The organism is Haloplanus sp. GCM10025708 (genome assembly GCF_042663985.1).
GTDB classification, from domain to species: Archaea; Halobacteriota; Halobacteria; order Halobacteriales; family Haloferacaceae; genus Salinirarus; species Salinirarus marinus.
In genome coordinates this window covers 164,672-189,606 of sequence record NZ_JBHSZA010000011.1, presented here as the reverse complement: position 1 = coordinate 189,606, position 24,935 = coordinate 164,672, and the positions used below count along the sequence as shown (strand labels likewise).

The following is a 24,935-nucleotide window of genomic DNA, read 5'->3' as shown; positions in this document are numbered from 1 at the left end:
GCGATGCCGAACTGGACGGCGTTCGCGGGGTTCGCGAGCGTCGTCCTGTTCGCGTTGCTCGTTCTCTCACGCGCGTCGCAACGTCTGGTGACCGGCGGGCACGAGACGCCCCACGGGGAGGCCGGCGGCGAGACGTCCGACCGGCGACGGGGTGGCTCGCCGACGCCCGACGGCGTCGGAGCCGAAACGGACGCCGGCGACGCCGGCGTCGACTCGCACGTCGCGGCGGGAGAACCGCCCTCGACGACGAACCTCCTCCTGAACGTCGCCGTCTCGCAGGGCGTGTTCGCGGCGTTTCTCGTTCTCGGCGCGTGGTACGCCGAAATTCCGGCGTCGGCGCTCGGCGTCGGCGCTGCCGACGCGCGGACGCTGGCAGTCGGCGTCGGCGTCGGCGTCGCCCTCTACGTCGTCAACGAGATCGGCTCGACCGTCGGCGAACGGTTCGGCCTCGGCGGGTCCGAGGCGCTCAGAGAGGCGCTGGCCCCGGAGTCGGTGCGTGGCTGGGCGCTCCTGTTGCTCGTCGTCCTCCCGGTCATCGCCGGCTTCGAGGAACTGCTCTTTCGCGGCGTCCTCGTCGGCGCGTTGAGCGCCGGCTTCGCCGTCTCGCCGTGGACGATGGTCGGCGTCTCGTCGGTGGCGTTCGCCCTCGGACACGGCGCGCAGGGCCCGGGCGGCGTCGTCGTCACCGGCGCGCTCGGGGTCGTCCTCGCCGCCGTGTTCGTCCTCTCGGGGAGCCTGCTGGTCGTCGTCGTCGCTCACTACCTCGTGAACGCCCTGGAGTTCGTCGTGCACGAGGCGCTCGATGTCGAGTGGGCCTAACGCCCCTCGACGTCGCGGAGCGTCGACGCCACGTCGGGCGGGGTCTCCCCGGACCGTCGACGCGGTGGTCGGGGACGAACAGCGGAACCGGATTCTCCCGGAGGGCGGCCTCGACCGTCGCGACGTCCGCCTCGTCCTCGTCGTCGAGTCCGGCGAGGCGGGCGAGCTGCGGGACGGAGACGGTCCGGCCGTACGGAATCGCCTCGACCGATTCGAGGACCCGTCGGTGGTCCGTCGGAACGGTCAGCGCGACGTCGACGTCGTCGAAGTCGTCCTCCGCGCCGTCGAGGTAGTCGAAGACGCGGTCCAAAAGCGGGTGGTCCGTCTCGGCGTCGGCGGGTACCGCCTCGGGGAAGGAGACGGAGATGACCCGGCCGCTCGCCAGTCCGAACTGGACGGCCCGCCCCAACACCGACGACTCGCGCGCGTAGATACCGGACTCCATGGGCACGACGTGGGTCGGTCGACCCTTGAAGATACTGTCGGACGGCCGCGCCGGCCTCGCGACGGCGTCGGACGCAAGTCTTATGTGCAAATACGTCCATTGACGTACAAGGATGAACGCTGATGAAGAAGACCTCGCGCCGGAGGTGCGGTCGATACTCTCGGCTGCGCGGGCGCGCGAGGGCGGCGACGAGCGACTGACGGTGGACGCCCGACCGTTTCCCGCGGCCGTCGCGGCGACGGAGGCGGACGGGCGGACGCCGGTCATCGCCGAGGTGAAGCCGACGAGTCCGACGACGCCGGGCGTCCGCGACGACGATCCGGTCGATCTCGCGCGGGCGATGGTCGACGGCGGCGCGACGGCGCTGTCGGTCCTCACCGAACCCGACCACTTCGGCGGGTCGACGGAGACGCTCCGGCGGGTGCGCGCGGCCGTCGACGTCCCCGTGTTGCGAAAGGACTTCCTGCTTCGCGAGGCCCAACTCGACGGCGTGGCGTCGGATCTGGTCCTTCTCATCGCGCGGTTCGTCGACGACCTGTCGGCGCTCGTCGCGGCCGCGAAAGAGCGGGGATTTCAGCCGCTGGTCGAGGTCCACACCGAGGCGGAACTCGACCGGGCGCTCGACGCCGGCGCGTCCGTCGTCGGCGTCAACAACCGCGACCTGGGACGCCTGGAGGTCGACCTCGGGACGTTCGAGCGACTGGCACCGAAGGTCCCCGCCGACGTGACGCTGGTCGCGGAGAGCGGCGTTACGTCGCTCGCGGACGCGCGGCGGATGCGCGAGGCGGGCGCGGACGCCCTCCTCATCGGCACAGCCATCATGGACGGCGACGTGGAGACGAACACGCGACGGTTCACGAGCGAGACATGAGCACGGAAACAGACGGCAAGTTCGGCGAGTACGGCGGTCAGTACGTCCCCGAGGCGTTGATGCCGGCCATCGAGGAGCTGGAAGACGCCTACGAGCGGTACGTACTCGAAAACGAGGACGGCTTCATGGACGAGTTCCGGCGACGGCTCCGAGAGTTCGGCGGGCGGCCCACGTCGCTCCAGCGCGTGGACCGCCTCTCCGAGCGCTACGACAGGGAGGTGTATCTCAAGCGCGAGGACCTGGTCCACGGCGGCGCGCACAAACTCAACAACGCACTCGGACAGGTCCTGCTGGCGAAGTACATGGGGAAAGAGCGCATCATCGCCGAGACGGGAGCGGGACAGCACGGCACGGCGACGGCGATGGCCTGCGCCCACCTCGATCTGGACTGCGAGGTGTACATGGGCCACCACGACATCAACCGCCAGCGGCCCAACGTCTTCCGGATGCGCATCAACGGGGCCGAGGTGAACCCCGTCACCGTCGGCCGGGGCACCCTCAAAGAGGCCATCAGCGAGACGCTCCGCGGCTGGGCCACGAACGTCGAAGACACCCACTACGTCATCGGGTCGGTGGTCGGCCCGCACCCGTTCCCGGCGATGGTGCGCGACTTCCAGTCGGTCATCTCCGAGGAGGCCCGGGAACAGATCCGGGAGCGAGCGGGTCGCCTCCCCGACTCGGTGCTCGCGTGTGCCGGCGGCGGGTCGAACACGATGGGCGCGTTCGCCGAGTTCACCGACGACCGGGACGTCTCCCTGGTCGCCGTCGAGGCGGGCGGCAGTTCGCTCGACGTGGACGAGGACCGCGGCGTCGCCCCCAACTCGGCGTCGCTCTCGACGGGGACCGAGGGCGTCCTACACGGCGCGCGCACCCGCGTTCTGCAGGATACCGACGGTCAGATCATGGAGTCACACAGCGTCTCCGCCGGCCTCGACTACGCCGGCGTCGGCCCGGAACTCGCCCACCTCGTCGACGCCGGGCGGGTCACCGCCGTCAACGTCGACGACGACGACGCACTCGAGGCGTTCCACCGCCTCTCGCAGACGGAGGGCATCATCCCGGCGCTGGAGTCGGCACACGCTCTCGGCTATCTGGAGGCCGTCGCCGGCCCCGACGCCGACGAGGGAGACGAGCTGGGTGACCTCGTGGTGGTGAACCTCTCCGGGCGCGGCGACAAGGACCTCGAAACCGTCATCGAGGAGACGCACGAACGCGGCATCGCGAACGCGCCCGACATGGACGTGTTCACCGGGGGACTGCAGTGACCCGCGCGAACTCCCGGGCGCTCGCGGAGGCGTTCGCCGACGGCCCCGCCTTCGTCCCGTATCTCGTCGCCGGCGACCCGGATTGCGAATCCTCGAAGGCGTACGTCGAGGCGCTCGTGCGCGGCGGCGCGGACGTCGTCGAACTCGGCCTGCCGTTCTCCGAACCCATCGCCGAGGGGCCGACCATCCAGAGCGCCATCGCGCGCGCCCTGGAGTCGGGAATGACCCCCGAGCGCTTCTTCGAGTTCGTCGCCGACCTCGACGTCGACGTCCCGCTCGTCTGCATGACCTACTACAACCTCGTCTACCAGTACGGCCGCGAGGAGACGGGCGAACCGGGTCCCGAGCCGTTCGTTCGCCGGGCGGCCGAGGTCGGCATCGAGGGGTTCGTCGTGCCGGACCTGCCCGCGGAGGAAGCCGGGCCGCTGCGTGACGCCTGTGACGAGTACGGCCTCGACCTGGTGTTCGTCGTCGCGCCGACGACGCGCGGCGAGCGACTGGAGCGCATCATGGAGCAGGTGTCGGGCTACGTCTACGTGCAGGCGCGCCTCGGGACGACCGGCGCGCGAAGCGACGTGTCGAGAGCGACCGACGAGAGCCTCGACCGCCTCCGCGAGTACGACGTCCCGAAGGCCGTCGGCTTCGGCATCTCGACCGGCGATCACGCCGAACGCATCGTCGCGGGCGGTGCCGACGGCGTCATCGTCGGGAGCGCCCTGATCGACGTCGTCGCCGACGGCGTCGAGAACGACGATCCGACGGCCGAGGTGGCCGCGCGTCTGGAGGAGAAAGCACGGGAACTGAAAGCCGGGACCCGACGCGGAGCGACCGCGAGCGGAGCGCGGTCGGAACGCACATGATCCCGCATTACCACGGCAGCACGCTCATGAACGCGGGACTCAGCGCACGACTCGAACGCATCTCGACGGGCGGAAACTACCTCGTCGTCCCGATGGACCACGGCATCACGATGGGACCGGTGAAGGGGCTCGTCGACGTCGAATCGACGGTCGACGCGGTGACGCGCGGCGGCGCGGACGCCGTCCTCACGCAGAAGGGACTCGCGCCGCGCGTCCACGCCAACAAGAACGACGCCGGCTACGTCGTCCACCTGAACGGATCGACGGCCATCGGTCCCGACGAGACGGACAAACGCCCCACAGGCTCCGTCGAGGCGGCGGTCCGTGCGGGAGCCGACGCCGTCTCCTTTCACATCAACGTCGGCAGCGATCACGAACCCGATCAGATGACCGACCTCGCGGAGGTGACCGAACGCGCGGCCGACTTCGGGATGCCGGTGCTGGCGATGGCGTACGCCCGCGGCCCCGGCGTCGACGAGCACGATCCGGAGGCGCTGGGCCACGCGGTCCGCCTCGCGGAGGAACTCGGCGCCGACGTCGTCAAGACGGGGTACAGCGGCGACGCCGAAAGTTTCCGCTCGGTCTGTGACGGGACGCGCCTGCCGGTGGTCATCGCGGGCGGCAGTCGCGGCACCGACCGCGAAACCGTCGAGATGGTTCGCGGCGCGATGGACGGCGGCGCGGCCGGCGTCTCCATGGGCCGATCGATCTTCCAGCACGACGACCCGGAGGCCATCGCGACGGCCGTCTCCGCCGTCGTCCACGACGACCGGAGCGCCGAGGCGGCCCTCCGGACCGCCGGGCTTGATGCCTGACTACACCGTTTCGATCGATTCGACGTCGTCGCCGACGCGAATCTCGCCGCCCTCCACGACGTCCGCACGCAGTCCGCCGCGGTGGACGAGCGCGTCGCCGACGCCGTCTTCGGTGAGGTTTTCGAGGTGCGAGCAGGGCTCACAGAGCCGAACGCCCTCGCAGACGACGTCGCCGACGCGGAAGCGCCGGCCGACGAGGTGATTGAGCGCGACGCCGCGCGTGGTGACGTTCCGCCGGTGTTCGTCGAAGCCGAGCGAGATGCCCGCCTCGCGTTCGACCGCTTCGATCGCCTCGGCCTCGGCGAGCGTGAGGTCGTGGCCGCCGCCCGGGACGTCCGAGAACGTCCCCCCGGCGTCGAAGTAGCGGTCACCGCGCAGGCCCGCCCCGGCCACCGCTTCGACCGATCCGCACGCTTCCATCTCCGCTTCCGCCTCGGGAGCGACGTGTATCGCCTCGACGACGCTGGTCATGATCTGCCGATAGAGCGTCGTCGGTGGAGTAAAGCGTGTCGGTGAGCGGATCGTCGAGCGATTTCGGGGCCGTCGATCCGAGCCTCCCGCCTCGCAGACGACGCGCGGGCTACGGACGCGCCGGAGTCGCCAAACTCAAGCCACGGCGACGAGTGTGTCCGGTCATGACACGGAGCGTGTGGCTGAAGGCCGACGGCGACGTCGGCGACTGGGAGACGCGCAAGAAACGGATTACCGCGGGTCTGGAGGCGGGCGTCGGCTGGGTCCTGGTCGACGAGTCGGACGTCGATCGGGTGCGCGAACTCGGCGACGTGAACGTGGCGGCGTTCCGGACGGACGCCGATCTGGTGGAGGACGCCGAACCCGAGACCGAGGCGGCCGACGTCTACGTCGTCGGTAAGAACGGCGAAGGCGACGGGACGGTCGACCTGCCGCCGGACTTCTCCGGCTCGGCGGACCTCTCGACCCTCCGGCGGGACGATCGCGTAGCGGGCGCGTACGTCCGCATTTTCGACGACGACTACGAATCGTTCGCGGAGGCGGCGGCCCGCGACGCCGACTACACCATCGTCGTCGGCGAGGACTGGACCATCATCCCCCTCGAAAACCTCATCGCGCGCATCGGCGACGAGACGGATCTCATCGCGGGCGTCACGACGGCAGAGGAGGCCCGGACAGCCTTCGAGACGCTCGAACTCGGGGCCGACGGCGTCCTCCTCGACTCGGACGACCCCGACGAGATTCGCGAGACCGTCGACGTACGCGACGCCGCCTCGCGCGAGAGCCTCGACCTGCAGTGGGCGGAGGTGACGGCCGTAGAGCGAACGGGCATGGCCGACCGCGTCTGCGTCGACACGGGCAACCTGATGGACCACGACGAGGGGATGCTCGTCGGGTCGATGTCGCGGGGGCTGTTTTTCGTCCACGCCGAGACGGCCGAGTCGCCCTACGTCGCCTCCCGGCCCTTCCGAGTCAACGCCGGGGCCGTCCACGCCTACGTCCGCGACCCCGAGGGCGGGACGCGCTACCTCTCCGAGTTGAAAAGCGGCGACGAGGTTCAGGTCGTCGACACCGAGGGCGACACCCGCGAGGCCGTCGTCGGCCGGGTAAAAATCGAAAAGCGGCCGATGTTCCGCGTCGAGGCCGAGATCGGCGACGGCCCGGAATCGGGGGATTCGGAGGCTCGCAGCGACCGGATCGAGACGCTCCTCCAGAACGCAGAAACCATCAAAGTCCACACCCGCGAGGGGCGGACGGCCGTGACCGACCTCGAACCCGGCGACGAGATACTCGTCTACTACGAGGACGTCGCCCGCCACTTCGGCGAAGCGGTCGAGGAGAGCATCATCGAGAAGTGACGGGCGGACGGTGACACGAATCGACCGGGTCCCCGTCGAGGTGCCCACGAGCGCGCCCGCGCCGACCAACGCCTACGTCGTCGGCGACGACGAGGTGCTGCTGGTGGATCCGGCCGCGGAGTCGGCCGCCCTCGACGCCGCCCTCGAGGGCCGCACCGTCTCGCACCTCGCCGTCACCCACACCCACCCCGACCACGTCGGCGGCGTCGCCGCCTACGCCGACCGGACGGGGGCGACGGTGTGGGCGCGCCGCGGCCGCGAGGCCGAGTTCGCCGCGGCGACCGGCGTCGACCCCGACCGGACGTTCGGCGACGGAACGACCCTCCTCAACGGCGTCCGCGTCGTCGACACGCCGGGCCACGCCAGCGACCACGTCGCCTTCGTCACGGCGTCGGGCGTCGTCTCGGGCGACGTCGCCTTCGCCGAGGGGAGCGTCGTCGTTCCCGCGCCGGAGGGCGACATGCGGGCGTATCTCGTCTCGCTCCGTCGCCTGCACGCCCGCGCACCGCCGCGTCTCTACCCCGGCCACGGTCCCGTCGTCGACGATCCGAAGCGAGTTCTCGAACGCCTCGTCCGCCACCGACGGGACCGCGAGCGACGCGTCGAACGCGCGATTCGCGAGGGAGCCGACGACCTCGACGCCGTCCTCGACGCCGTCTACGAGAAGGACCTGACCGGCGTGCGCGACCTCGCGCGCGCGACGGTACACGCACACGTCGAGAAACTCGCCGCCGAGGGGCGCGTCCGGTTCGACCGCGACGCCGGACGCGTCGCTCCTGGCCGAGCGGCCGACGACTGAGCGTCCGACGAGGTTTTCCGGCCGGCGCGCCGAGGGTGGATATGCGGAGTCTCGAAGCCGAACTCGCCACGGCCCACGAACTCGACGTGAGCGAACTCGCCGACGCCGTCGAAACCGTCGGCTTCGAGTGTACCCGGTGTGGGGCCTGCTGTACGGCCGACGACGACGAGCCACACACGGCCACCGTCTTCCCCGACGAGATACGTGAGTTACAGGCGACCGACGACTACGGCTGGCGGGACGTCGCCCGGCCGATGCCTTACGGCCTCACCGAAGGGGCGGATGGCCCCGAGGGCGAAACCTTCGAGTGGGCGCTCCAGACCGACGACTGCGGCGACTGTACCTTCTACGAGGAAACAGACGGCGTCGGCGCGTGTACGGTCCACGAGGACCGGCCGCTCATCTGTCGCACCTACCCCTTCAGCGTCGCCCTCGGCGGGACGAGTCAGCCGATGGGCGAAGCGGTGGAACGGGAAGGGATGGTCCGCGCCCACGAGTGCGAGGGCCTCGGCCGCGACATCGCCCGCGAGGACGCAGTGGAGATGGCGCGCGCGCTGAAAGAGCGGGCGATACGGGAACTCGAGGAGGCCATCGCCGTTCGGGACAGCTACGACCCCGTCGACGCCGAGGGCGGCGTCGTCGTCCACGACTCCGAAGGGGCGAAGCGGCCGGACGGAACGTCGCTCTGACGGCGGTACACCTTTAACGATTCGGACAGAGACTCGGATGGAGGTCTAAATGGTGGAAATCTCAGAGAAACTCCTGTGTCTGTTCAGTGCTGACGTGCGGTCTGAGGACGGACGATACGTGATAGAGGTCCCGCGCCGAGAGATCGAAACGGGGTCTATCGACCCCGACGAGACGTATCGCGTCGCCCTCATCTCCAGTGAGCGAGCGGAAGCTACGGAAACGGAAGGGACCGAACAGCCGTCGTCGGAGCCCCAGCCGCCGGTCGAGGTCGGAGAGATCCGCTACGTCGAAATCGAGGACATCGGCAAACAGGGCGACGGAATCGCCCGCGTCGAACGCGGTTACGTCATCATCGTGCCGGGAGCGGAAATCGGCGAACGCGTCAAAATCGAGGTCACGGAAGTGAAGTCGAACTTCGCCGTCGGCGAGATCATCGAAGACGACTTCTGACGCTCTCACTCCGGTGCGTTCGCCTTCGGTCGACCGACGAGCACCGGGACGGGCGACGTTCTGAGTATCTGTTCGGCGACGCTACCCGTGAGCCACCGGTCCGTTCCGGTCTTTCCGTGTGTCCCCATCGCCACGAAGTCCACCCCCGATCCGTCACGTACGACCGGATCCGGGAGTGAGGAACGCCTTCGACGACGGCCGTCGTCGCCTCGACGCCGCGTTCTGCCGCCCGGTCGGCGACGGCCGCCACCGCCCGGTCGCCGCGCGTTCTGAGTCGCTCCTCGGCGTCGGCGAGCGCCGGCCCGACGTCGACGCTGCTCGACAGCAGTCGCCTGTCGACGACGTAGAGGACGTGCACCCGGGCGTCGAACGCCTCGGCGACGTCGAGGCCGCTCTCGACGCCAGTCAGCGACGCGTCGGTGCCGTCCGTCGGGAGCAGGATCTCCTCGTACGGGCCGCAGTCCTCGGCCGGGCGGGCCCGCGTCGTGATCACCGGGACGGGCGCAGTTCGGACGACGCGTTCCGCGACGCTTCCGAGGAGGAATCGCCTGACTCCGGTCCGGCCGTGGGTCCCCATCGCTACCAAGTCGGCGTCGCCGGCCGCGAGCATCGACTGGATTTCGTCGGCGGCGTCTCCGACGCGGACCACGGCGTCGGTCGGGACGCCCGCCGCGTCGAGGAGCGCTCCGCGTCGTCGAGAGCGTCTGCAGCGAGTTCCCGAAGCGCCGCCTCGTCGGCCGTTTCGGGGTCGACGCCTTCGCCGCGCACCGCCGACCGGGAGAGGACGTGCGCGAGCCGGACGCGGGCGTCACAGACGTCGGCCACGACGGCCGCCTCGCGCGCCGCCGCTATCGAGCAGTCGCTGCCGTCGACGGGGACCAGAACGCGGTCGTACATGCCGGTCCCTTCACACCCCGGCTACTTCGTGTGTCCGATTACCGATCGCCGACCGCCGCGAACTTCGAGAGGTCCGCCTCCGTGACGCCCTCGACGTCCGCCGGCGAGGCGTAGGGGCGGTTGACGACGATGTCGCCCGCCGTCCGCTTGCCGACGCCCGGGATGGCCGTCAGTTCGTCCATCGACGCCGCGTTGACGTCTAAGGGGTAGGGGACGCCCGTCACCGAGCGATAGCCGTAGTCGACGACGGCCACGTCGATAGTCCGCCCGAGTTCGCGTTCGCCCGGGACGGCGACGAGGAGGGGTAGGTGCCGAGTTGCCGGCCGAACGTCTTTCCGTCCTGGTGGTATTCGAGGTGGACGTCCGGCAGGACAGTCCCCGGCGGCGCGACCCGTCTGAGCATCGGCCGATCGATCTCCTCGCGCACCTCCTGTTTGTACCGCTTGAACCGCTTTTTGTGGTCGCGCGCGATGTCCGCGCCCGTCTCCGACATCTCGGTGCCGGCGAACGCCATCACCTGCCGGATATTGATCCGGCGGAGCAGCAGGCCCTCGTCGAACACCTGCTCCAGGAACCGTTTGTTGTGCTCGAACGTCTCCTCGCGTTCGCCTTTCAGACCGTGGACGAGGTTGATTCCGGGCAGGAGTTTCGGCAGGCGCGAGGCCGCGTCGTCGCCGAACGTGGGCGCGTCGTGCCGGTCCTCGCCGGGTCGCCACCCCGCAACCTCGTTGACGACGCGTACCGCTTCGAGACACTCCGCGGCCGTGACGAGGAGGTTGTTCTCCTCGCGGACGACGGGGTCGGCGGATTCGAGGCCGAACGCCGCCGTGTCTCCGGGCGTGTTGTGTTCGGCGATGACCCGGATGGCCTCCCTCGACTTCTCGGGGTAGTCGACGATGGTGACGGGGTTCATGTTGTCGAGGTGGAGGGTACCGAGGTCGGGAGCCACCTCGCGGATCCCGCCGTAGAGTCGGCGGAGGGCGTCCGGATTGGGCGCTTCGCCGTCGCCGCCGAACGCGAGGATGTCGGCCTGCCGCCCGATGCGGAAGTGTCGCGCGCCGCGGTCGTAGAGACCCTCGACTTCGCGGACGACCGACTCGGCCGACCGGAAGGCCGGGTCGCCGTAGAGCGGTTCGGTACAGAACGAACAGCGGTAGGCACACCCGCGGGACGTCTCCATCTCGCAGATGAGGTAGTCGGGGTGGTTCGGGTGTTGTTCGACGACGAACGCGCCCTTCGCGGCCCACCGGTCGAGTTCGGCGTTGTCGCGCATCCGGTCGCCGAACCCCTCCAGCCCCGACGCCACGAGGTCGTAGGCCGCCGCCTCGACGTCGCCCTTGGCGACGAAGTCGTAATCCAAATCCTTGCGCTCGGTGTCCTGTGCGCCGGCGTTCTCCTCGCCGACGCCGAAGCGGACGGGGCCGCCCATCAGCGTCGTCCCGTCGGCGGTCCACGCGAGTTCCCGCACCTCGTCCGGTTCGGCGGGCGTCCCCCGACGTACTTGCCGGGGACGGTCATACCGCCGACGTAGACGAGGAGGTCGGCGTCGGCGACGTCGGCCCACTTCGCCCGTTCGTCCCGGAGTTCGTCGATGGTGTGGTACGTGATGGCCGCCTCGGGGACGCCGGCGTCCACGAGTGCGCCGGCGGTGTAGCGCGGATACGTCGAGATGTACGGCGGCACGCCGAAATGCGCCGGTTCGTCCACGTACCCGTCGACGATAGTCACCGAGAGGTCGGCCGGGTCTTGCATGGGTCCCCGTTGGGAGTCGAGCGAGTAAAGGCGTGCGGATGCGGGCGAGAGTCAAGCGTCCGTTTGCGTCTCGAATCGATTTTTGAGTGTGGCCCCCAAGTCAAGGAGTATGAAACGGCGGCGACTGCTGGCCACGCTCGGTCTCTCGACGGCGAGTCTCGGCGGCTGTACGGGCGTGTTACGGAGGAGCGAGACGTCGGCCGCGGGCGACGGAGCGACCCTCTCCGACTACGGCTGCCCGCCGTACGCTCCCGAGGAGGCGGGCGTCGTCTGCTCGCACACCGTCGATACGGAGTCCGCCGCGGTGTCTCTCCGCCCCTCGACGACGGAAGCGGAGTCGGCGAAGTCGGTCGAGTTGACGCTTCACAACGACTCCGAGACGGCGCTTGAGTTCAACCCCTCCTCGTGGCGCGTCTTCGAACGCCGCGACGGCGAGTGGACCCGACTCGAACCGACCGTCTCGGGCGACGGGAAAGTCACCGTCGACCCCGACACGACGCACGCGTGGACGTTCGCCGAAGTCGTCGACTACGTCGACGAGAGCGCGACGCTAACGCCGGGCGCGTACGTCGCCGAGATTTCAGTCCCCGACCCGCAGGGTTCGGACCGGGTTCGCCTCGTTGCGGTGTTCAGACTCGTCTGAATCGTTACGTCTCGGGGTCCAGCAGTTCGGCGACGTGCAGTGGCGTCCGGTCGACGAGGGCGTCGAGCTGGTCGAGACAGGACGCGCCGCCGGCGACGAGCGTTCGGTCGGGGTGGTCGGCGGCCCAGTCCGCGAGTGTCTCGCCCACCTCGACGCTCAGTTCGTAGTACGCCTCCTTGTAGCCGAAACTGCCGGCCATGCCACAGCACTCCACCGCCTCGGCGGAGGTGACGACGTCGTAGCCGAGGCAATCCAGCAACGCCTCCGACGCGTCGAGTTCGCCGACCGTCCGCCCCTGACAGTGGGCGTGGTAGGCGACGCGCTCGTCGCCCGCCAGCGGCGTCGTATCGCACGCCGTGAGATACTCCACGAGCGAATAGGCGGCGTCGGCGAGGGCCGCGGCGTCGCCCTCGGGGAGCAGGCGCTCGTATTCGCGGCGGAAGATGGAGAGGTCGCTCGGTTCGAGGACGACCACGTCGCATCCGGCGTCGAGCGCCGGTTCGAGCGCCGCGCGCGTCTCCACGGCCCGATCTTCGGCCGTCGAGACCATCCCCTGCGAGAGGGTGCGCGGCCGCTCTCGGAGACGGGCGAGACGTCGACGCGGACACCCGCCGCTTCCAGTACCCGGACGGCCGCCTTCCCGCGGTCCGGGCGGACGTAGTTCGTGTAGACGTCGGGGTAGAGGGTGACGGCGGCGTCGGGGTCGTCGATTCGTGACCCGCGATCGGCGTACCAGTCGGCGAACGTCTCGCGGGCGAACTGCGGCAGATCTCGCCGGCGGTCGATGCCGACCGCCCGTTCGAGAAGGGCGCGCGCGGGGCCAGCGTCAGCCACCCAGTTCGAGACGGGGGCGGTCGCACTCCCCACTTCGCCAGCGTGCCGAAGTTTCCGAAGACGCGCTTGTCGAGGGCGAAACCGGACGGTTCGTCGTCGGGCGTCAGCCCGGTGACGAGCGAGTCGAAGGCGTCGGGGTCCGCGCCGCGGTTGAGTCGGTCGCGGACGACCGTGTTGATCCACGGGACGTCGATCTCGACGGGGCAGGCGTCGACACAGCGCGTACAGCCGGTACAGAGGTCGTTGAACTCCTCGGTCGATTCGAGTCCGTGGACGCCCGCCTCCCACCCCGAGGCGATGCCGCCGGAGTAGGTCTCGCCGCCGAAGGCGTGGCCGCCGACGTGCTGGAAGTTGGCACAGGAGTTCGAACACGCGCCACACCGGATGCAGTAGAGCGTTTCTCGCAACTGGTCGTCCTCGCGCATCTCGAAGCGGCCGTTGTCGACGAGGACGAGGTGGAACTCGCGGTCGCCGCCCTCGCCGCCGAAGTCGGGCGTATTGGGGTCGTCGAAATCGAGCGTCGGGGAGTCGGTCGGCGGCGAGAGCATGGAGACGTACTGCGCGATGGACTGGCCCGTCGCCGACCGAGCGATGAGTTCGACGAACGGCTGGAGCTCCTCGACGGACGGGAGCAGTTTCTCCACCCCCGCGACGGCGACGTGCGCGTCGGGCGTCACCGCCGACTTGCGGGCGTTGCCCTCGTTGGTGACGAGGACGACCGTCCCGCTGTCGGCGAGGACGAAGTTCGCGCCGGTGACGCCGAGGTCCGCGTCACGGATCTTGTCGCCGAGGTAGTCCCGGGCGAACCGCGTCAGTTCGTCCGCCGTCTCGAGCGGTTCCTCGGGGTCGAAGTAGTCGTTGAACAGTTCGGCGATGTCCTCGCGGGAGCGGTGCATCGCCGGGCCGACGATGTGGGAAGGCGACTCCTCGGCCACCTGAATGACGAACTCGCCGAGGTCCGTCTCGTAGACGTCGACGCCGGCGTCGACGAGGGCGTCGTTCAGTTCCAGTTCCTCCGTCGTCATCGACTTGCTCTTGACCGCCGTCTCGGCGTCGCGGGCCGACGCCACCTGCTGGACGTAGCGGTTCGCGTCGGCCGCGTCGTCGGCGACGTAGACGCGTCCGCCGTTCGCCTCGACGGCGGCCTCGACCCGATCGATGAGTTCCGGCAGGTCGGCGATGGCGTCTTCTTTGATCTCGCGCGCGCGCCGCCGCAACGCGTCGCCCCCGTCGAGCGACGCCATCGCCTCGTACCGGTTGCGGTTGAGGGTCGCCGTGTGGTCGTGGACGGCGTCGCCGTCTTCCTCCATCGTGTGCCGGATCGACTCGGCCCGATCCGAGCGCCCGGTCATCGGTCCTCCAGCAAGAGCACGCGCACCTCGCGCGGGCCGTGGACGCCCTCCACGTACTCGCCCATGTCCCCGGTGCCGCTGACGCCCGTCGCGAAGACGACGCTCTCGGGGCCGTCGGCGAAGGCGTCGGCGAGGCGGGAGAACGCGGCGTCGGCGTCGGACAGGACGTCGCTCTCGCGAACCACCGCGACGTGACGCTCGGGGTAGAGGCTCACGGGTTCGTCGCCGCCGGCCGTCGACCGAACGGCGAGCGTACCGTATTCGGCGATGGCGAACGCCGCGGCGGTGACGCCCGTCGTCGCGTCGCGCAACTGCGCGGGCGTCGGTTCGGTGACGACGTCGGTTCCGTCGAGCGAGACGCCCTCGAAGGGGAGCGGACTCCCGACAGCCGGCGGGTCGACTACCTCGTCGAGTCGGGCGGAGAAGTCGGCCGTCCGCGTCCGCGTCAGCGTCGCGTCGAACGCCGAGAGAGCAGCCTCGAATCGAGTCGTCGCGCTCATGGTGAGGAGTTCGCCCCGACCGGTATCACGTTTTGGGTCGATCGCGGTCAGACGCCCAGATAGCGCTGCCGGAGTGTTTCGTCCTCGCGGAGTCGCCGGGAGGTGACTTCCTCGACGATGCGACCCTCGTCGAGGATGTAATGTCGGTCCGCGACGGCGAGCGCGGCCGCGACGTTCTGTTCGACGAACAGGACGGTGATGTCCTGCTGTTCGTTGATGTCCTCGACGATGTCCTCGATGCGGCGGACGATGTAGGGCGCGAGGCCCTCGAACGGTTCGTCGAGCAGCATCAGTCGGGGATTGGTCGCGAGGGCGCGAGCGATGGCGAGCATCTGCTGTTCGCCCCCGCTCATGTTCCGGGCGTGTTTCGCCCGCATCTCGGCGAGTTCGGGGAAGTGATCGAGGACCGCCTCCATCGCCATCGGATTCTCGGCGTGGTTGATGGACACGCGGACGTTCTCCTCGACTGAGAGGCGCGGGAAACAGCGCCGCCCCTCGGGGACGAAACTGATGCCGCGGCCGGCGACGTCGTAGGCGGGCGAGCCGAGCAGCGAATCGCCGTCGAAGCGGACGTCGCCGCCGAGGACGCGGGGCGTCTTCGCGCCGGCGATCGCGCGCATCGTCGTCGACTTGCCAGCGCCGTTGCGGCCGAGCAGCGAGACGAGTTCGCCCCGGTCGACGCGGAGATCCACGCCGAACAACACCTGGCCGGTCTCGTAGCCGGCTTCGAGGCCGTCGACGTCGAGTAGCGGGGTCATAGTTCCTCCCGGATGCCGCCGAGGTAGGCTTCCTGTACGTCGTCGTCGGTCCGGATCTCCTCGGGCGGGCCGGTGGCGATGGCGCGGCCCTGATCGAGCACGGTGACGCGGTCGCTGATCGAGAGGACGACGTCCATGTCGTGTTCGATGAGGAGCACCGTCAGGCCGAGGCTGTCGTGGATGTCCTCGACGAGCGCCGCCGTCTTCGTCGTCGCGCCGGGGCTCATCCCGCTGGTCGGCTCGTCGAGCAGGAGGACGTCGGGGTCGGTGGCCAGCGCCATGGCGATGCCGAGGCGACGCTGGTCGCCGTGCGGGAGATTCTTCGCCAGCGTGTCGTGGGCCGCGTCGAGGCCGACCCGGTCCAGGATCTCGACCGCGCGTTCGCGGCCGACGCTCGCGGCGTCGCGAAAGAGATCGAGACCGAACGGGCCGTATTCGGCCGTCTGGACGACCACCGGACGTTCTCAAGCACGCTCTCCTCGGTGAACAGTTCGTTCGACTGGAACGAGCGGGCCAGGCCCGCGTGGGGGCGTTCGTACTGCGGCGCGTCGGTGACGTCGGTGCCCTCGAACCAGACGCGCCCGGCCGTCGGCGAGAGGAGGCCCGTGACGACGTTGAACAGCGTCGTCTTGCCCGCGCCGTTCGGACCGATGACGGCGCGGAGTTCGCCGGACGGCACGGCGAGGGTCACGTCGTCGACGGCGGTGACTTCGCCGAACCGACGAACGAGCCCCTCGGTGCCGAGGGCCGCCTCGCGCGGGTCGAGGATCGACTCGTTCGGGCCGAGGACCGTCATCGTCGCACCTCCCGGAAACGGGCGGCGGCGACGCGAACGCCGTCGCGCAGCGCCCCAGACGCCGTCTTTCGGCGAGAGCAACACGACGGCGACGAACAGCGCCCCGAGGAGGAAGCGCCAGTGCTGGAGGACGCCCGAGACGTCGACGCTCACGAGCGCCAGCTCGGTGGTCGGGAGGTTGAGCATCCGGAAGCAGAGAGGTATTCGGCCGTGAACTGCCAGACGAAGACGCCGGCGACAGGGCCGAAGAAGTAGTTGACGCCGCCGAGGACGGCCATCAACACCGCGTCGCCGCTGGTCAGCACGCCGAACGTCTCGATGGAGGCCCCCTGGGTGTTGATTTCGAGGAGGACGCCCGCGATCGAGGCGAGCGCGCCGCTCGCGGTGAAGGAGGCGATCTTGTAGCGGTCGACGTTCATCCCCATCGCGCGGGCGAGCCCCTCGTTCTCGCGGACGGCGACCAGCGACCGGCCGAACGGCGACCGGAGCAGTTGCCAGAGCGCGAGCATACAGAGCAGGAAGACGACGGCGACGACCCAGTACCACTCGACCTCGGCGAACGGGAGGACGACGCTCTTCTGGCCGCGGAACGTCTCGACCCACGGCGGGAGCGCGTTCTGACTGATGCCGTTGGAGCCGCCGGTGAGACCGAGCGGGTTCCTGTTGACGACGAAGTAGACGGCTTCGCCGACGGCCAGCGTCAGCATGGCGAAGTAGATCTCGCCTTTCTCGACGATGAGCCTACCCAGGAGATTGCCGAAGGCGGCGGCGAAGGCGACGCCGACGACCGCACCGACGACGAACGGCAGGTCGAGTCGCGCGACGGCGATGGCGACGCCGTACATGCCGAAGCCGAAGAACATGGCGTGACCGAAGGAGAGCAGACCGGTGAAGCCAAAGAGGAGGTTGAACGCGGCGACGAACAGCATCCAGATGAGCATCGACGTCGCGATCTGCCCGAAGCCGAGCAGCCACTGGTGGGCGACGACCGGGCGGAGCGCGACGACGAGGACGAGCAGGCCGACGGGGACGCGGTAGCGCGATAGCGCGCTCATTCCATCAGCCCCTCCTCGCCGAACAGGCCCCGCGGACGGACCAGCAGGACGGTTATCATCACCAGATACGGGACGAGTCCCTGGATGCCGCTGACGTCGAAGGCGGCGACGCCCGTCGCCGCCGAGAGCGCGGTGAGGACGACGGGCGTCATGAACGTCGCCTCGCCGATCAGGATGCCGGAGACGACGCTCCCGAAGAGGCTGCCGACGCCGCCGACGACGACGACGACGAACGCGAGGATGACGAACGTCTGTCCCATCCCGGTGCCGAGGCCGGACTCCGCCGCCCGGAGGACGCCCCCGAGGCCGGCGATGGCCGCGCCGAGACAGAACATGGCCGTGAATCGCAGCGGGAGGTCGACGCCGAGGAACTCCGTCATCTCGTCGTCCTGCACGCCGGCGCGGACGGTCAGCCCGAAGTCGGTCCGCGAGATGAGGAGGTAGACGGCGACGACGGCCACCGTCGCCACGAGGACGGTGAAGATGCGGAACGTGCCCACCGTCGTCACGCCGAGGTCGGTCCCCCCTGGAGCGCCCGCGGGACGTCGAAGCCGAGCGGGGCGGCCCCCAGACGGCACGGACCGCTTCTTGGACCATGAGCGTCAGCCCGAACGTCGCCAGCAGGCCGATGATGGGGTCCTGGTCGTAGATGCGCCGGAGGACGGTCACTTCCATCGCCAGTCCGACGGCACCGACGGCGACGGGGGCGACGACGAGCGCCGCCCAGAACGAGAGACCCATCGCGCCGACGACCTGGTAGGCGAAGTACGCACCGAGCATGAACAGCGCACCGTGTGCGAAGTTCACGACGCCCATCAGACCGAGGATGAGCGAGAGCCCGAGCGCGATCATGACCAAGATCATGCCGTAGACGAGTCCCCCAATGGCGTTGTCGACGAACAGCCCGGGGCGGACGGCGAACGCGAACGCGAGGACGGCGAGCGAAATGACGAGGAGCGCCCACGCTGCCGGCGTGAGCGAGCCGAGACGTCCGCGGACGGCGTCGGTCGCTTCCCGAGCGAAACTCGGGTCGTTACCGTTCATGACCGAGCGGTTACAGCGAGCAGCCGGTCTGGTCACAGGAGCGTGCGACGTCGTCCCCGGAGAACGTGTTGACCGTCTCGAACCACGTCTTGTAGGGGTCGTCCACCATCTCGTCGGTGGAGCGCGCCTTCACGCTGTAAGTGTCCTGGACGAGCTGGTGGTCGCACTCCCGCCAGTACATCTTCCCGCTGCCCTTGATGTCCTTGACCGGCGAGGTGACCTCGTGGCCTTCGATGGCGTCGCGCATCGCGTCGGCCGCCGTCGACTCCGCGCGCATCGCCGCGCGGACCGCCTGGTCCATCGAGGCGTAGCCGAGGAAGTGGCGGACGTACGGGTCCGACTCGGCGTTGTCGGCGACGCGCTGTTTGAACTCCTGTCCGGCGTCGACGGCCGTCCCCCAGACCTGTCCGGCGATATCGAGTGCGCCCGCCATCTCCCTGTCGAGCCCCCAGTAGACGATGTCCTCGCTCTGGTGCATCGCCAGCGTCCGCTCGTCGAGGCCCTTGTCGATGACGGTGCTGAGAGCCTTCCGCATCTCGAGGCCGGCGACGAGGAGGCCGATGCCGTCGGCGTCGGAGGCCTTGGCCTCGTTGACGTAGGACGTGTAGTCGTCGTTCGGGAACGGGGTGGCGCTCTTGCCGACGACGTTTTTGCCCTGCGATTCGAGGACGTTCGTGACCGCCTTCTGTGCCGTCTGTCCCCACGTGTAGTCGGAGTAGAGGAGATACCAGTCGTCCGCAGATTCGGCCATCTCCGCGCCGATGGTGTTCGCGAGCATCGAGTTCGAACACGTCGGGCGGTACATGTACTTCGTACAGCCGTCGCCGGTAATCTGGTCGGAGTGTGCGCCCGTCGCGAAGTAGGAGACGCCGTTGTCGGAGGCCCACGACCCCATCTTGAGGGCGACGGAGGATGAGACGCCGCCCATCGCGAAGTCGATGCCGTCCTTGGTGACGAGGCGTTTCATCCGCTGGAGGCCCGTGCTCGGGGTGACCTCGGTGTCGCCCGTCGCGATCTCGATGCTGATGCCGAACTCCTCTTCGAGATCCTGTTTCGCCAGGCGTGCGCCGTCGAGTTCGGCCTGGCCGAAGACGGCAAACGGACCGGAGAGCGAGGTGGCGACGCCGACGGTCAGCGAGTCGATGGCGCTGCTTCCCGGCGTACCGGTGGTGCTTCCGCCCGACCCGCCGGAACTCTCGGTGCCGCCGGAGCCACCACCACCGGAGCCACCGCCGGAACAGCCGGCGAGACCTGCCAGGGCGACTGTGCTCGCGCCTTTCAGAAATGTCCGTCGTCGTGTGTCCGCTCGGTCAGCCATGAGTACGGCCGACAAGTGGCGAACGGGATATTTAAATTCCGCTTTTCCGGGCGGCCGTCGAGACGACGTCCCCGGCCGAGCGCCGTCGGCCGCGTCCACGCTCGGTCCGCACGGTGGCCCGAGACGGCAGTCGCCGTCGTCGACGCCCGACGCGTACCCCGGTCGCGGTCGCCCGCCCCACTTATGGCGCTGGCTACCCTACCGCCGTTCATGCCAACGACCCTCGAAGTCGAATGTACCAGTTCGGACTGCGAACTCGACATGTTCGAACTGCACTACACGTACGACATGCCCGAGGACGTCGGCGTCGACGACTTCTCGTGTCCGTACTGCGGCGGCACCGACTGTCTGGAGGAAATCGCTCTATGAACGGCGTCAGGGAGTTCGGCAAGTCGGCGGCCAACGCCGTCCTCGAACGCGTCGGCCGCGGCGTGAGTCGCGTCCAGGAACGGAAGCCGCTCCCCTCGGACCTCCTGGAGAGCGAGGACGCCTACCTCGTCGTCTTCGACGCGCCGGGAGCGACCAGCAGCGACGTCCAGGTGCGCTTCGTCGACGGCGAGGTGCAGGTGCGCGTCGACCGGTTTCGCGACCACCACGAGGGCTTCGAGATGCGCTTTCCGGGGCGCGGTCTCTCGCTCGACGGACGCGTGACCCTCCCGCCGGACGCGGACGTCGACGCCCAAGACGCCACCGCGACGCTCACCAGCAACGGCACGCTCCGGGTCGAAGTGCCAAAGGAGTCCCGCGGCCGCGACGTCGAGGTGCGCGAGGAGAGCGGAGGGGACGCCGCCTGACCGGCGCGCTCCGGTGTCGCCTCAGCGACTGCCGACGAACGCGTCGACGCCGCGAGCGGGGTAGCCGACGACGGTGTCGACGCCCGCGTCTTCCAGCGACGACACCCGGTCGCGCACCGCCTCGGGCGTCCCGACGAGGGCGTAGTCGTCGGCCGCCCGGAGGAGTACCTCTCGGGGTCGCCCCGTCGCGTCGGCCGACAGCGCCGGGTCGTCGGGGAGCGCGCGCGAGACGGGAGCCCGCCGCCCAAGGTACGGACCGAGCGCGTCGAGGACGGCGTCGTCGTCGTCCGAGACGACCGTCGGCGCGTAGACGGCGAGGACGTCCTCGAACCCGGCCGTCCGCAGGGCGCGGACGTCGCGGGGCGTCGACCGCGAGAGGAGTTCGAACTGCGGGCCGCCGACGGCGAGAGCGACCCGTTCGACGCCCTCGGTGCCGATCCACGCCTCGGGGGCGTTCTCGCGAGCGGCGGCCAGACGCGGTGCGACGGCGCGACGGCGCTCGGCGTCGGAGAGATACGCCGGATTGCCCGCGACGAGAATTCGCCCGACGCCGTCGGGCAGGGCGTCGAGTCGGCTGTCGTCGCCGAGGGGTCGAAGCCGTCCGCCCGCACGGGCGTCGTGAGCGACACCGCCTTCTCGGCGGCGAGCGTCCGCAGCACGGACGCGTCGGGCAGGTGGTCGCGGCCCTCGAAGTCGACGACGACGCGGTCGACGGGGACGGAAAGCGCCCGTTCGACGGCACACTCCGTCGGTTTCACCGCCACGGCGTCGAGGCCGGTCGCGGCGGCGTCGCTCGCGTCGGTCAGACTGGTCGAAGGTCGTCCGTCGGTCACGGTTGGCGTCGCTACCGCGCGTTCGGATAAAGGGCTATCGCTCCGCTCACACCGGGAAGTCGGCGTCGGGATCGACCACCCGGTCGACCTCGGGCGGCATCTCCCAGTCCGTCGTGAGTTCGAGCAACTGGACGAGCATCCGGCCGGTCGCCCCCAGACGGTGTAGCCGTCGACGTAGAAAAAGTGCAGGCGGATGTCGCCGTAGTACGGATGGTCGCGACGCTCGGACTCGTAGTTGTCGAGGTCGATCAACCCCGACACGGGGAGGAGGGCGATCTCGGCTACCTCGCGTTCGTCGGGTTCGTACGTCCGATCGGGGACGCGGGCGACGAACGGCCGGACGGCGTACTCGCTGACGGTCCGCACGTCGTCTATGGAGCCGACGATGTCCGCCTCCGCCGGGCGCAGACCGATCTCCTCCTCGGCCTCGCGCAGCGCCGTCGCTTCCAGATCGACGTCGCTCGGTTCGCGTCCGCCGCCGGGGAAACTCATCTGCCCGGGATGTTCGCCGAGGTGATCGGCACGCTTCGTGAACAGGAGATACTCCCCGTCCGCCCGCGAGACGACCGGAGCGACGACCGCCGCCTCTCGTTCGGCGTCTTCGACCGTCTGTGGCTCGTGTCGCGCCACCACCGAGAGGTCCATATAGAGTGTACAGTGCGCCGGTGGTCTTATACTGTCGGTCACGGCCGCAGTGCCCGACCGTCAGTCGTCGAGCGCGTCGTCGAGTCGCGTCCGCACCTCGCTCACGTCGACCGGGGCCCACGTTTCGAGGTCGTAGGTCACGTCGAGGAGACGTTCGATCCGGTCGTGGTCGCCGTCGTCGACGGCCCGAGCGGCGTCGGCGCGGAGTCGCGTCTCGACGTCCGTCGCCACCGACGCCCGGTCGATCTCCCGAGGTTCGACGTCGAGGATGTGGGGGAGGTCCTCGGCGTCGGCCGGCAGCGTCGGAAACGCCACCGGCCCCGGCGCGAGCAGCGTCTCGTCGCCGCGGTCGACCGCGACGAGGTGGTACGACTCGACGGCCGACGCGACGGCGTCGTCGACGGCCCTCTCGTCGACGTCCTCGCCCGCCTTGAACGCCAGTTCGGCGAGCGCGCGTTCGAGTTCCGCGCGGGTCAGCGCCCCGAAGAGGTCGACCACGCCCGCCAGTTCGTCGTTCCGGAAGCTCATCGGACCGCCTCCAGGTCGGCGGCCGCCGCCTCGCGCACCGACGCCGGGTCGAGCCCCGTCTCCGCCCACGTCGGGAGGCGGCGATCGTCCTCGGGCGGAGCGACGGACTCCGCGTACGTCGCGACCTGTGAGAGTTCGTCCTCGCGGTCGTACGAGAGGCCGTTGAACGCGGCGTCGGTCTCGTAGGCCCGGACGAACTCCGCCGCCGCCTCGCGGTATCGGTCCCGGAGCGATCCGTAGTCCGGGGTGACGCCGCGGTCCGAGAGCACCCGGAAGAGCGCGACGGCGACGTGGCGGCTCATATCGGAGAGCCCCGTCGGACCGCCGACCGCGCGGTGGTCGTGTTCGTACGCGCCCAGGTCGACCTGCGCGCTCCCCTCGAAGCCGGCGGCGTCGAACGCGTCGCCGAGCGTCCCGATTTCGAGCCCCCACGACCGCTGGACGCGGAGGTGGGCGGCGAGGTCGGTCGTCGCCGCGAACTCCCCGCCAGCGCGTAGCGGAAGGCGTCGAGGTACGTCAGGACGGGCGCGTCGTGGACGGTACGGAGCGCCCGGACCAGCGGTTCGTAGAAGAGGCGAAAGAGCCGCCCGTAGAGGCGGCCGTTCTCGACGCGGGCGTAGTAGCCCTTCGAGAAGTCGTAGCCGCGGGCGAGCGGGAAGAGCAGGCGCGGCACGTCGCGCCGCGAGTACGTCTCGGTGTCGGCGTCATGGACGGCCACGTACTCGGCGTCGCCGTCGAGGGCCTGCCCCAGCGCCAGCCACACGTCGCGCCCCTTGCCCGCGTCGCCGTCGAGGCCGTAGTCGTCGAGGACGCCCTCGACGCGCGGGCCGTTACACCACAGCACCGACAGCGGCAGATCGAACTCGGAGATCCAGTCGTGGAACGGGGCCACCCGATCGGCGGAGGCGCGAAGCGGAACGACGACCGACGACGGAGAGACGCGTTCGAGTTCCGAGAGGACGCGTTCGGCCGCGAGGCCGGCGTACTCGCGTTCGGTCATCGGCACGACGACGGCCGCCCGGTCGGTCGGTGCCGACGGGTGCGGGTCCGTTAGGTCGTGGAGCGTCGTCACGCGCTCCTGGACGTACTCCATCACCGGGCAGTGAGGGGCGACGAGACAAAAGCACGGCGGGTCGACGCGGCGGGCTATCCGCGGAGCGCCTCGACGGGGCGCTCGTTCGCCGCGCGCCACGCCGGATACGCGCCGGCGACGAGACTCGTCAGGACGCCGAACGCGACGGCTCCGACCAGGTACGCGATCGCGGTCTGCGTGAACGCGAAGGGGTCTCCGAGGAACACGGCGTTCGCGGCCAAGGCGACGCCGAGGGCGAGCGCGCCGCCGACGGCCGCGCCGATCGAACCCAGGAGCGCCGCCTCGACGAGGAGGATCCGGACGATGTCGGGTTTCGTGTACCCCACCGAGCGGAGGACGCCGATCTCCTCGCGGCGTTTGATGACGGCCATCAGCATCGTGTTGGCGATGGAGACGCCGGCGACGAGCAGCGAGATGGCCGCCAGCCCCGCGAGGAAGGCGTTGATGCCGTTGACGATGCTCTGGAACAGGCGCACGAGCGACGTGAGTTCGAACACCAGCAGTCGGTCTTTCCGATCGTTGAACCGCTCCCGGAGGCGCTCGGCGGCGGTCTCCGCTCGGTCGACGGACCGAGTGGTGACCCGAACCTGCTCGTATCGGTCGTTCGCCGCCTCCTCGATGGGGAGGTAGAATTCGTCGACGCCGAACGCCTGCGTGGGGGCGAGCACTGCGACGACGCGGTAGCTCCGCTCCGTCTCGACGCCGTTCTCGGTCCGGACCAGTTTGATTCGGTCGCCCGGCGCGATGCTCTGCTCTCGCGCGTACTCGTTGGAGACGACGACGCTCTGCCGCCAGTTCGTCGGGATTTCTCCCCGCCCGACGTCGTAGAGCGTCCGCGGATCGTCCAGGTAGGTGACCGACGCCGACTCCCGTTCGCCCGCGCGCACGATGAACTCCACGTCCGCGCTCTTGGTCGCGACGACGCCCGCCGGTCCGACCGTCTCCTCGATCGCCAGGAGATCCTCGCGGTCGAAGTAATCCGTCTCCTTGTCGACGCCGGGCGAGACGAAGACGTTCGTCGCCCCCTGATCCTGAACGGAGTCGAGCTGGCTCTGCTTGAACGCGGCCCCGCCCGCGCCGATGGCACCGATGGCGACGACGCCGATGAGAATCGACGCCGCGGCAAGCGCCGACCGGACCTTCGCGCGCGAGACGTTCCGCCGTGCGATGACGAGCGAGGGGAACAGCCCCGCGATTCGGTAGAATTGGCTCACGGGCCACCTCCGAGCCGAGACGCGGAGTCGCTCGCG

At 69.7% G+C, this 24,935-nt stretch carries 23 protein-coding genes and 8 pseudogenes; 12 read left to right on the top strand and 19 right to left on the bottom strand.

The features are described 5' to 3' along the window. The first annotated feature begins 3 nt into the window (after nt 1-3). On the top strand, nt 4-819 hold the full coding sequence (locus tag ACFQJD_RS03960) for a CPBP family intramembrane glutamic endopeptidase (RefSeq protein ID WP_379796317.1): 816 nt from the start codon (nt 4-6) through the stop codon (nt 817-819). On the opposite strand, the pseudogene ACFQJD_RS03955 reads toward ACFQJD_RS03960, so the two are convergent. After that, nucleotides 816-1,264 (bottom strand): annotated as a pseudogene (locus tag ACFQJD_RS03955) (MGMT family protein). The gene ACFQJD_RS03960 and the pseudogene ACFQJD_RS03955 overlap by 4 nt on opposite strands. A gap of 112 nt (nt 1,265-1,376) precedes the next feature. Here ACFQJD_RS03955 and trpC point away from each other — a divergent pair. From trpC to ACFQJD_RS03935, 4 genes are read left to right on the top strand one after another with little or no spacing between them, the layout of a single operon-like run. Continuing rightward, complete coding sequence (gene trpC, locus ACFQJD_RS03950; RefSeq protein ID WP_379796315.1) at nt 1,377-2,135, top strand: indole-3-glycerol phosphate synthase; 759 nt, start codon at nt 1,377-1,379, stop codon at nt 2,133-2,135. Beyond that, nucleotides 2,132-3,400, top strand: coding sequence for a tryptophan synthase subunit beta (gene trpB, locus ACFQJD_RS03945; protein ID WP_379796313.1), 1,269 nt, complete (start codon nt 2,132-2,134; stop codon nt 3,398-3,400). The genes trpC and trpB overlap by 4 nt, the downstream gene beginning before the upstream one ends. Further along, on the top strand, nt 3,397-4,260 hold the full coding sequence (gene trpA / locus ACFQJD_RS03940) for a tryptophan synthase subunit alpha (RefSeq protein WP_379796311.1): 864 nt from the start codon (nt 3,397-3,399) through the stop codon (nt 4,258-4,260). The genes trpB and trpA overlap by 4 nt, the downstream gene beginning before the upstream one ends. 26 nt (nt 4,261-4,286) lie before the next feature. Beyond that, nucleotides 4,287-5,075 carry a 2-amino-3,7-dideoxy-D-threo-hept-6-ulosonate synthase gene (locus ACFQJD_RS03935; RefSeq protein ID WP_379800389.1) on the top strand — a complete coding sequence of 263 codons (789 nt, stop codon included), beginning with the start codon at nt 4,287-4,289 and terminating at the stop codon, nt 5,073-5,075. Here the strand turns inward: ACFQJD_RS03935 and ACFQJD_RS03930 are convergent, their stop codons facing one another. After that, the gene (locus tag ACFQJD_RS03930; RefSeq protein WP_379796309.1) at nt 5,076-5,546 is read right to left on the bottom strand and encodes an MOSC domain-containing protein; all 471 of its coding nucleotides are present in this window, start codon (nt 5,544-5,546) and stop codon (nt 5,076-5,078) included. Between the two features lie 164 nt (nt 5,547-5,710). Between ACFQJD_RS03930 and ACFQJD_RS03925 the strand changes: the two genes are divergently transcribed. Genes ACFQJD_RS03925 through ACFQJD_RS03910 form a run of 4 tightly spaced genes read left to right on the top strand, consistent with a single transcriptional unit; the run spans nt 5,711 to nt 8,843 of the window. Then, entirely contained in the window at nt 5,711-6,904 is a 1,194-nt protein-coding gene (locus tag ACFQJD_RS03925; RefSeq protein ID WP_379796307.1) for a 3-dehydroquinate synthase II, read from the top strand. A 10-nt stretch (nt 6,905-6,914) separates the two neighbouring features. After that, nucleotides 6,915-7,703, top strand: coding sequence for an MBL fold metallo-hydrolase (locus tag ACFQJD_RS03920; protein WP_379796305.1), 789 nt, complete (start codon nt 6,915-6,917; stop codon nt 7,701-7,703). Between the two features lie 41 nt (nt 7,704-7,744). Next, nucleotides 7,745-8,392, top strand: a complete 648-nt coding sequence (locus tag ACFQJD_RS03915) for a YkgJ family cysteine cluster protein (protein ID WP_379796303.1) — start codon at nt 7,745-7,747, stop codon at nt 8,390-8,392. A 52-nt stretch (nt 8,393-8,444) separates the two neighbouring features. Further along, nucleotides 8,445-8,843 (top strand): TRAM domain-containing protein, encoded by a 399-nt coding sequence (locus ACFQJD_RS03910; RefSeq protein ID WP_379800387.1) that lies wholly within the window; start codon nt 8,445-8,447, stop codon nt 8,841-8,843. Between the two features lie 5 nt (nt 8,844-8,848). Here ACFQJD_RS03910 and ACFQJD_RS03905 read toward each other — a convergent pair. The 3 genes and pseudogenes from ACFQJD_RS03905 to ACFQJD_RS03895 all read right to left on the bottom strand — a co-directional run bounded on the left by ACFQJD_RS03905 (nt 8,849) and on the right by ACFQJD_RS03895 (nt 11,492). Further along, nucleotides 8,849-9,492, bottom strand: a pseudogene (locus ACFQJD_RS03905) (universal stress protein). Then, on the bottom strand, nt 9,423-9,740 hold the full coding sequence (locus ACFQJD_RS03900; protein ID WP_379796301.1) for a universal stress protein: 318 nt from the start codon (nt 9,738-9,740) through the stop codon (nt 9,423-9,425). Before ACFQJD_RS03900 ends, ACFQJD_RS03905 begins: the two are co-directional and overlap by 70 nt. A 38-nt stretch (nt 9,741-9,778) precedes the next feature. Continuing rightward, nucleotides 9,779-11,492 (bottom strand): annotated as a pseudogene (locus tag ACFQJD_RS03895) (radical SAM protein). A 109-nt stretch (nt 11,493-11,601) separates the two neighbouring features. On the opposite strand from ACFQJD_RS03895, the gene ACFQJD_RS03890 reads away from it, so the two are divergent. Next, complete coding sequence (locus ACFQJD_RS03890) at nt 11,602-12,135, top strand: hypothetical protein (RefSeq protein WP_379796298.1); 534 nt, start codon at nt 11,602-11,604, stop codon at nt 12,133-12,135. A 4-nt stretch (nt 12,136-12,139) separates the two neighbouring features. Here the strand turns inward: ACFQJD_RS03890 and ACFQJD_RS03885 are convergent. From ACFQJD_RS03885 to ACFQJD_RS03845, 9 genes and pseudogenes are all read right to left on the bottom strand, one after another. Further along, a pseudogene (locus ACFQJD_RS03885) lies at nt 12,140-14,321 on the bottom strand (LUD domain-containing protein). Continuing rightward, entirely contained in the window at nt 14,318-14,821 is a 504-nt protein-coding gene (locus ACFQJD_RS03880) for an LUD domain-containing protein (RefSeq protein ID WP_379796296.1), read from the bottom strand. The pseudogene ACFQJD_RS03885 and the gene ACFQJD_RS03880 overlap by 4 nt, the downstream one beginning before the upstream one ends. 47 nt (nt 14,822-14,868) lie before the next feature. Beyond that, nucleotides 14,869-15,579, bottom strand: coding sequence for an ABC transporter ATP-binding protein (locus ACFQJD_RS03875; RefSeq protein WP_379796294.1), 711 nt, complete (start codon nt 15,577-15,579; stop codon nt 14,869-14,871). Continuing rightward, nucleotides 15,576-15,908, bottom strand: a complete 333-nt coding sequence (locus ACFQJD_RS03870) for an ATP-binding cassette domain-containing protein (protein WP_379800385.1) — start codon at nt 15,906-15,908, stop codon at nt 15,576-15,578. The genes ACFQJD_RS03875 and ACFQJD_RS03870 overlap by 4 nt, the downstream gene beginning before the upstream one ends. Then, complete coding sequence (locus ACFQJD_RS03865; RefSeq protein ID WP_379796292.1) at nt 15,803-16,561, bottom strand: ATP-binding cassette domain-containing protein; 759 nt, start codon at nt 16,559-16,561, stop codon at nt 15,803-15,805. Before ACFQJD_RS03865 ends, ACFQJD_RS03870 begins: the two co-directional genes overlap by 106 nt. Then, the gene (locus ACFQJD_RS03860) at nt 16,525-17,430 is read right to left on the bottom strand and encodes a branched-chain amino acid ABC transporter permease (RefSeq protein ID WP_379800383.1); all 906 of its coding nucleotides are present in this window, start codon (nt 17,428-17,430) and stop codon (nt 16,525-16,527) included. The genes ACFQJD_RS03865 and ACFQJD_RS03860 overlap by 37 nt, the downstream gene beginning before the upstream one ends. Then, complete coding sequence (locus ACFQJD_RS03855; protein WP_379800381.1) at nt 17,427-17,939, bottom strand: ABC transporter permease subunit; 513 nt, start codon at nt 17,937-17,939, stop codon at nt 17,427-17,429. Before ACFQJD_RS03855 ends, ACFQJD_RS03860 begins: the two co-directional genes overlap by 4 nt. A gap of 124 nt (nt 17,940-18,063) precedes the next feature. Next, nucleotides 18,064-18,282 (bottom strand): annotated as a pseudogene (locus ACFQJD_RS03850) (ABC transporter permease subunit); the annotation flags it as partial. Between the two features lie 202 nt (nt 18,283-18,484). Then, on the bottom strand, nt 18,485-19,792 hold the full coding sequence (locus tag ACFQJD_RS03845) for an ABC transporter substrate-binding protein (protein ID WP_379796290.1): 1,308 nt from the start codon (nt 19,790-19,792) through the stop codon (nt 18,485-18,487). Between the two features lie 210 nt (nt 19,793-20,002). On the opposite strand from ACFQJD_RS03845, the gene ACFQJD_RS03840 reads away from it, so the two are divergent. Next, nucleotides 20,003-20,161 carry a DUF7559 family protein gene (locus ACFQJD_RS03840; protein WP_379796288.1) on the top strand — a complete coding sequence of 53 codons (159 nt, stop codon included), beginning with the start codon at nt 20,003-20,005 and terminating at the stop codon, nt 20,159-20,161. Beyond that, on the top strand, nt 20,158-20,586 hold the full coding sequence (locus ACFQJD_RS03835) for an Hsp20/alpha crystallin family protein (RefSeq protein WP_379796287.1): 429 nt from the start codon (nt 20,158-20,160) through the stop codon (nt 20,584-20,586). The genes ACFQJD_RS03840 and ACFQJD_RS03835 overlap by 4 nt, the downstream gene beginning before the upstream one ends. A gap of 21 nt (nt 20,587-20,607) precedes the next feature. On the opposite strand, the pseudogene ACFQJD_RS03830 reads toward ACFQJD_RS03835, so the two are convergent. The 5 genes and pseudogenes from ACFQJD_RS03830 to ACFQJD_RS03810 all read right to left on the bottom strand — a co-directional run bounded on the left by ACFQJD_RS03830 (nt 20,608) and on the right by ACFQJD_RS03810 (nt 24,899). Then, nucleotides 20,608-21,392: pseudogene (locus tag ACFQJD_RS03830) on the bottom strand (luciferase). A 73-nt stretch (nt 21,393-21,465) separates the two neighbouring features. Continuing rightward, nucleotides 21,466-22,064: pseudogene (locus ACFQJD_RS03825) on the bottom strand (NUDIX hydrolase). 60 nt (nt 22,065-22,124) lie between these two features. Then, nucleotides 22,125-22,592 (bottom strand): DUF7109 family protein, encoded by a 468-nt coding sequence (locus tag ACFQJD_RS03820; RefSeq protein ID WP_379796285.1) that lies wholly within the window; start codon nt 22,590-22,592, stop codon nt 22,125-22,127. Further along, nucleotides 22,589-23,685 (bottom strand): annotated as a pseudogene (locus ACFQJD_RS03815) (glycosyl transferase family 2). Before ACFQJD_RS03815 ends, ACFQJD_RS03820 begins: the two are co-directional and overlap by 4 nt. Nucleotides 23,686-23,738: 53 nt before the next feature. Then, nucleotides 23,739-24,899, bottom strand: coding sequence for an ABC transporter permease (locus ACFQJD_RS03810; protein WP_379796283.1), 1,161 nt, complete (start codon nt 24,897-24,899; stop codon nt 23,739-23,741). Nucleotides 24,900-24,935: the final 36 nt, after the last annotated feature.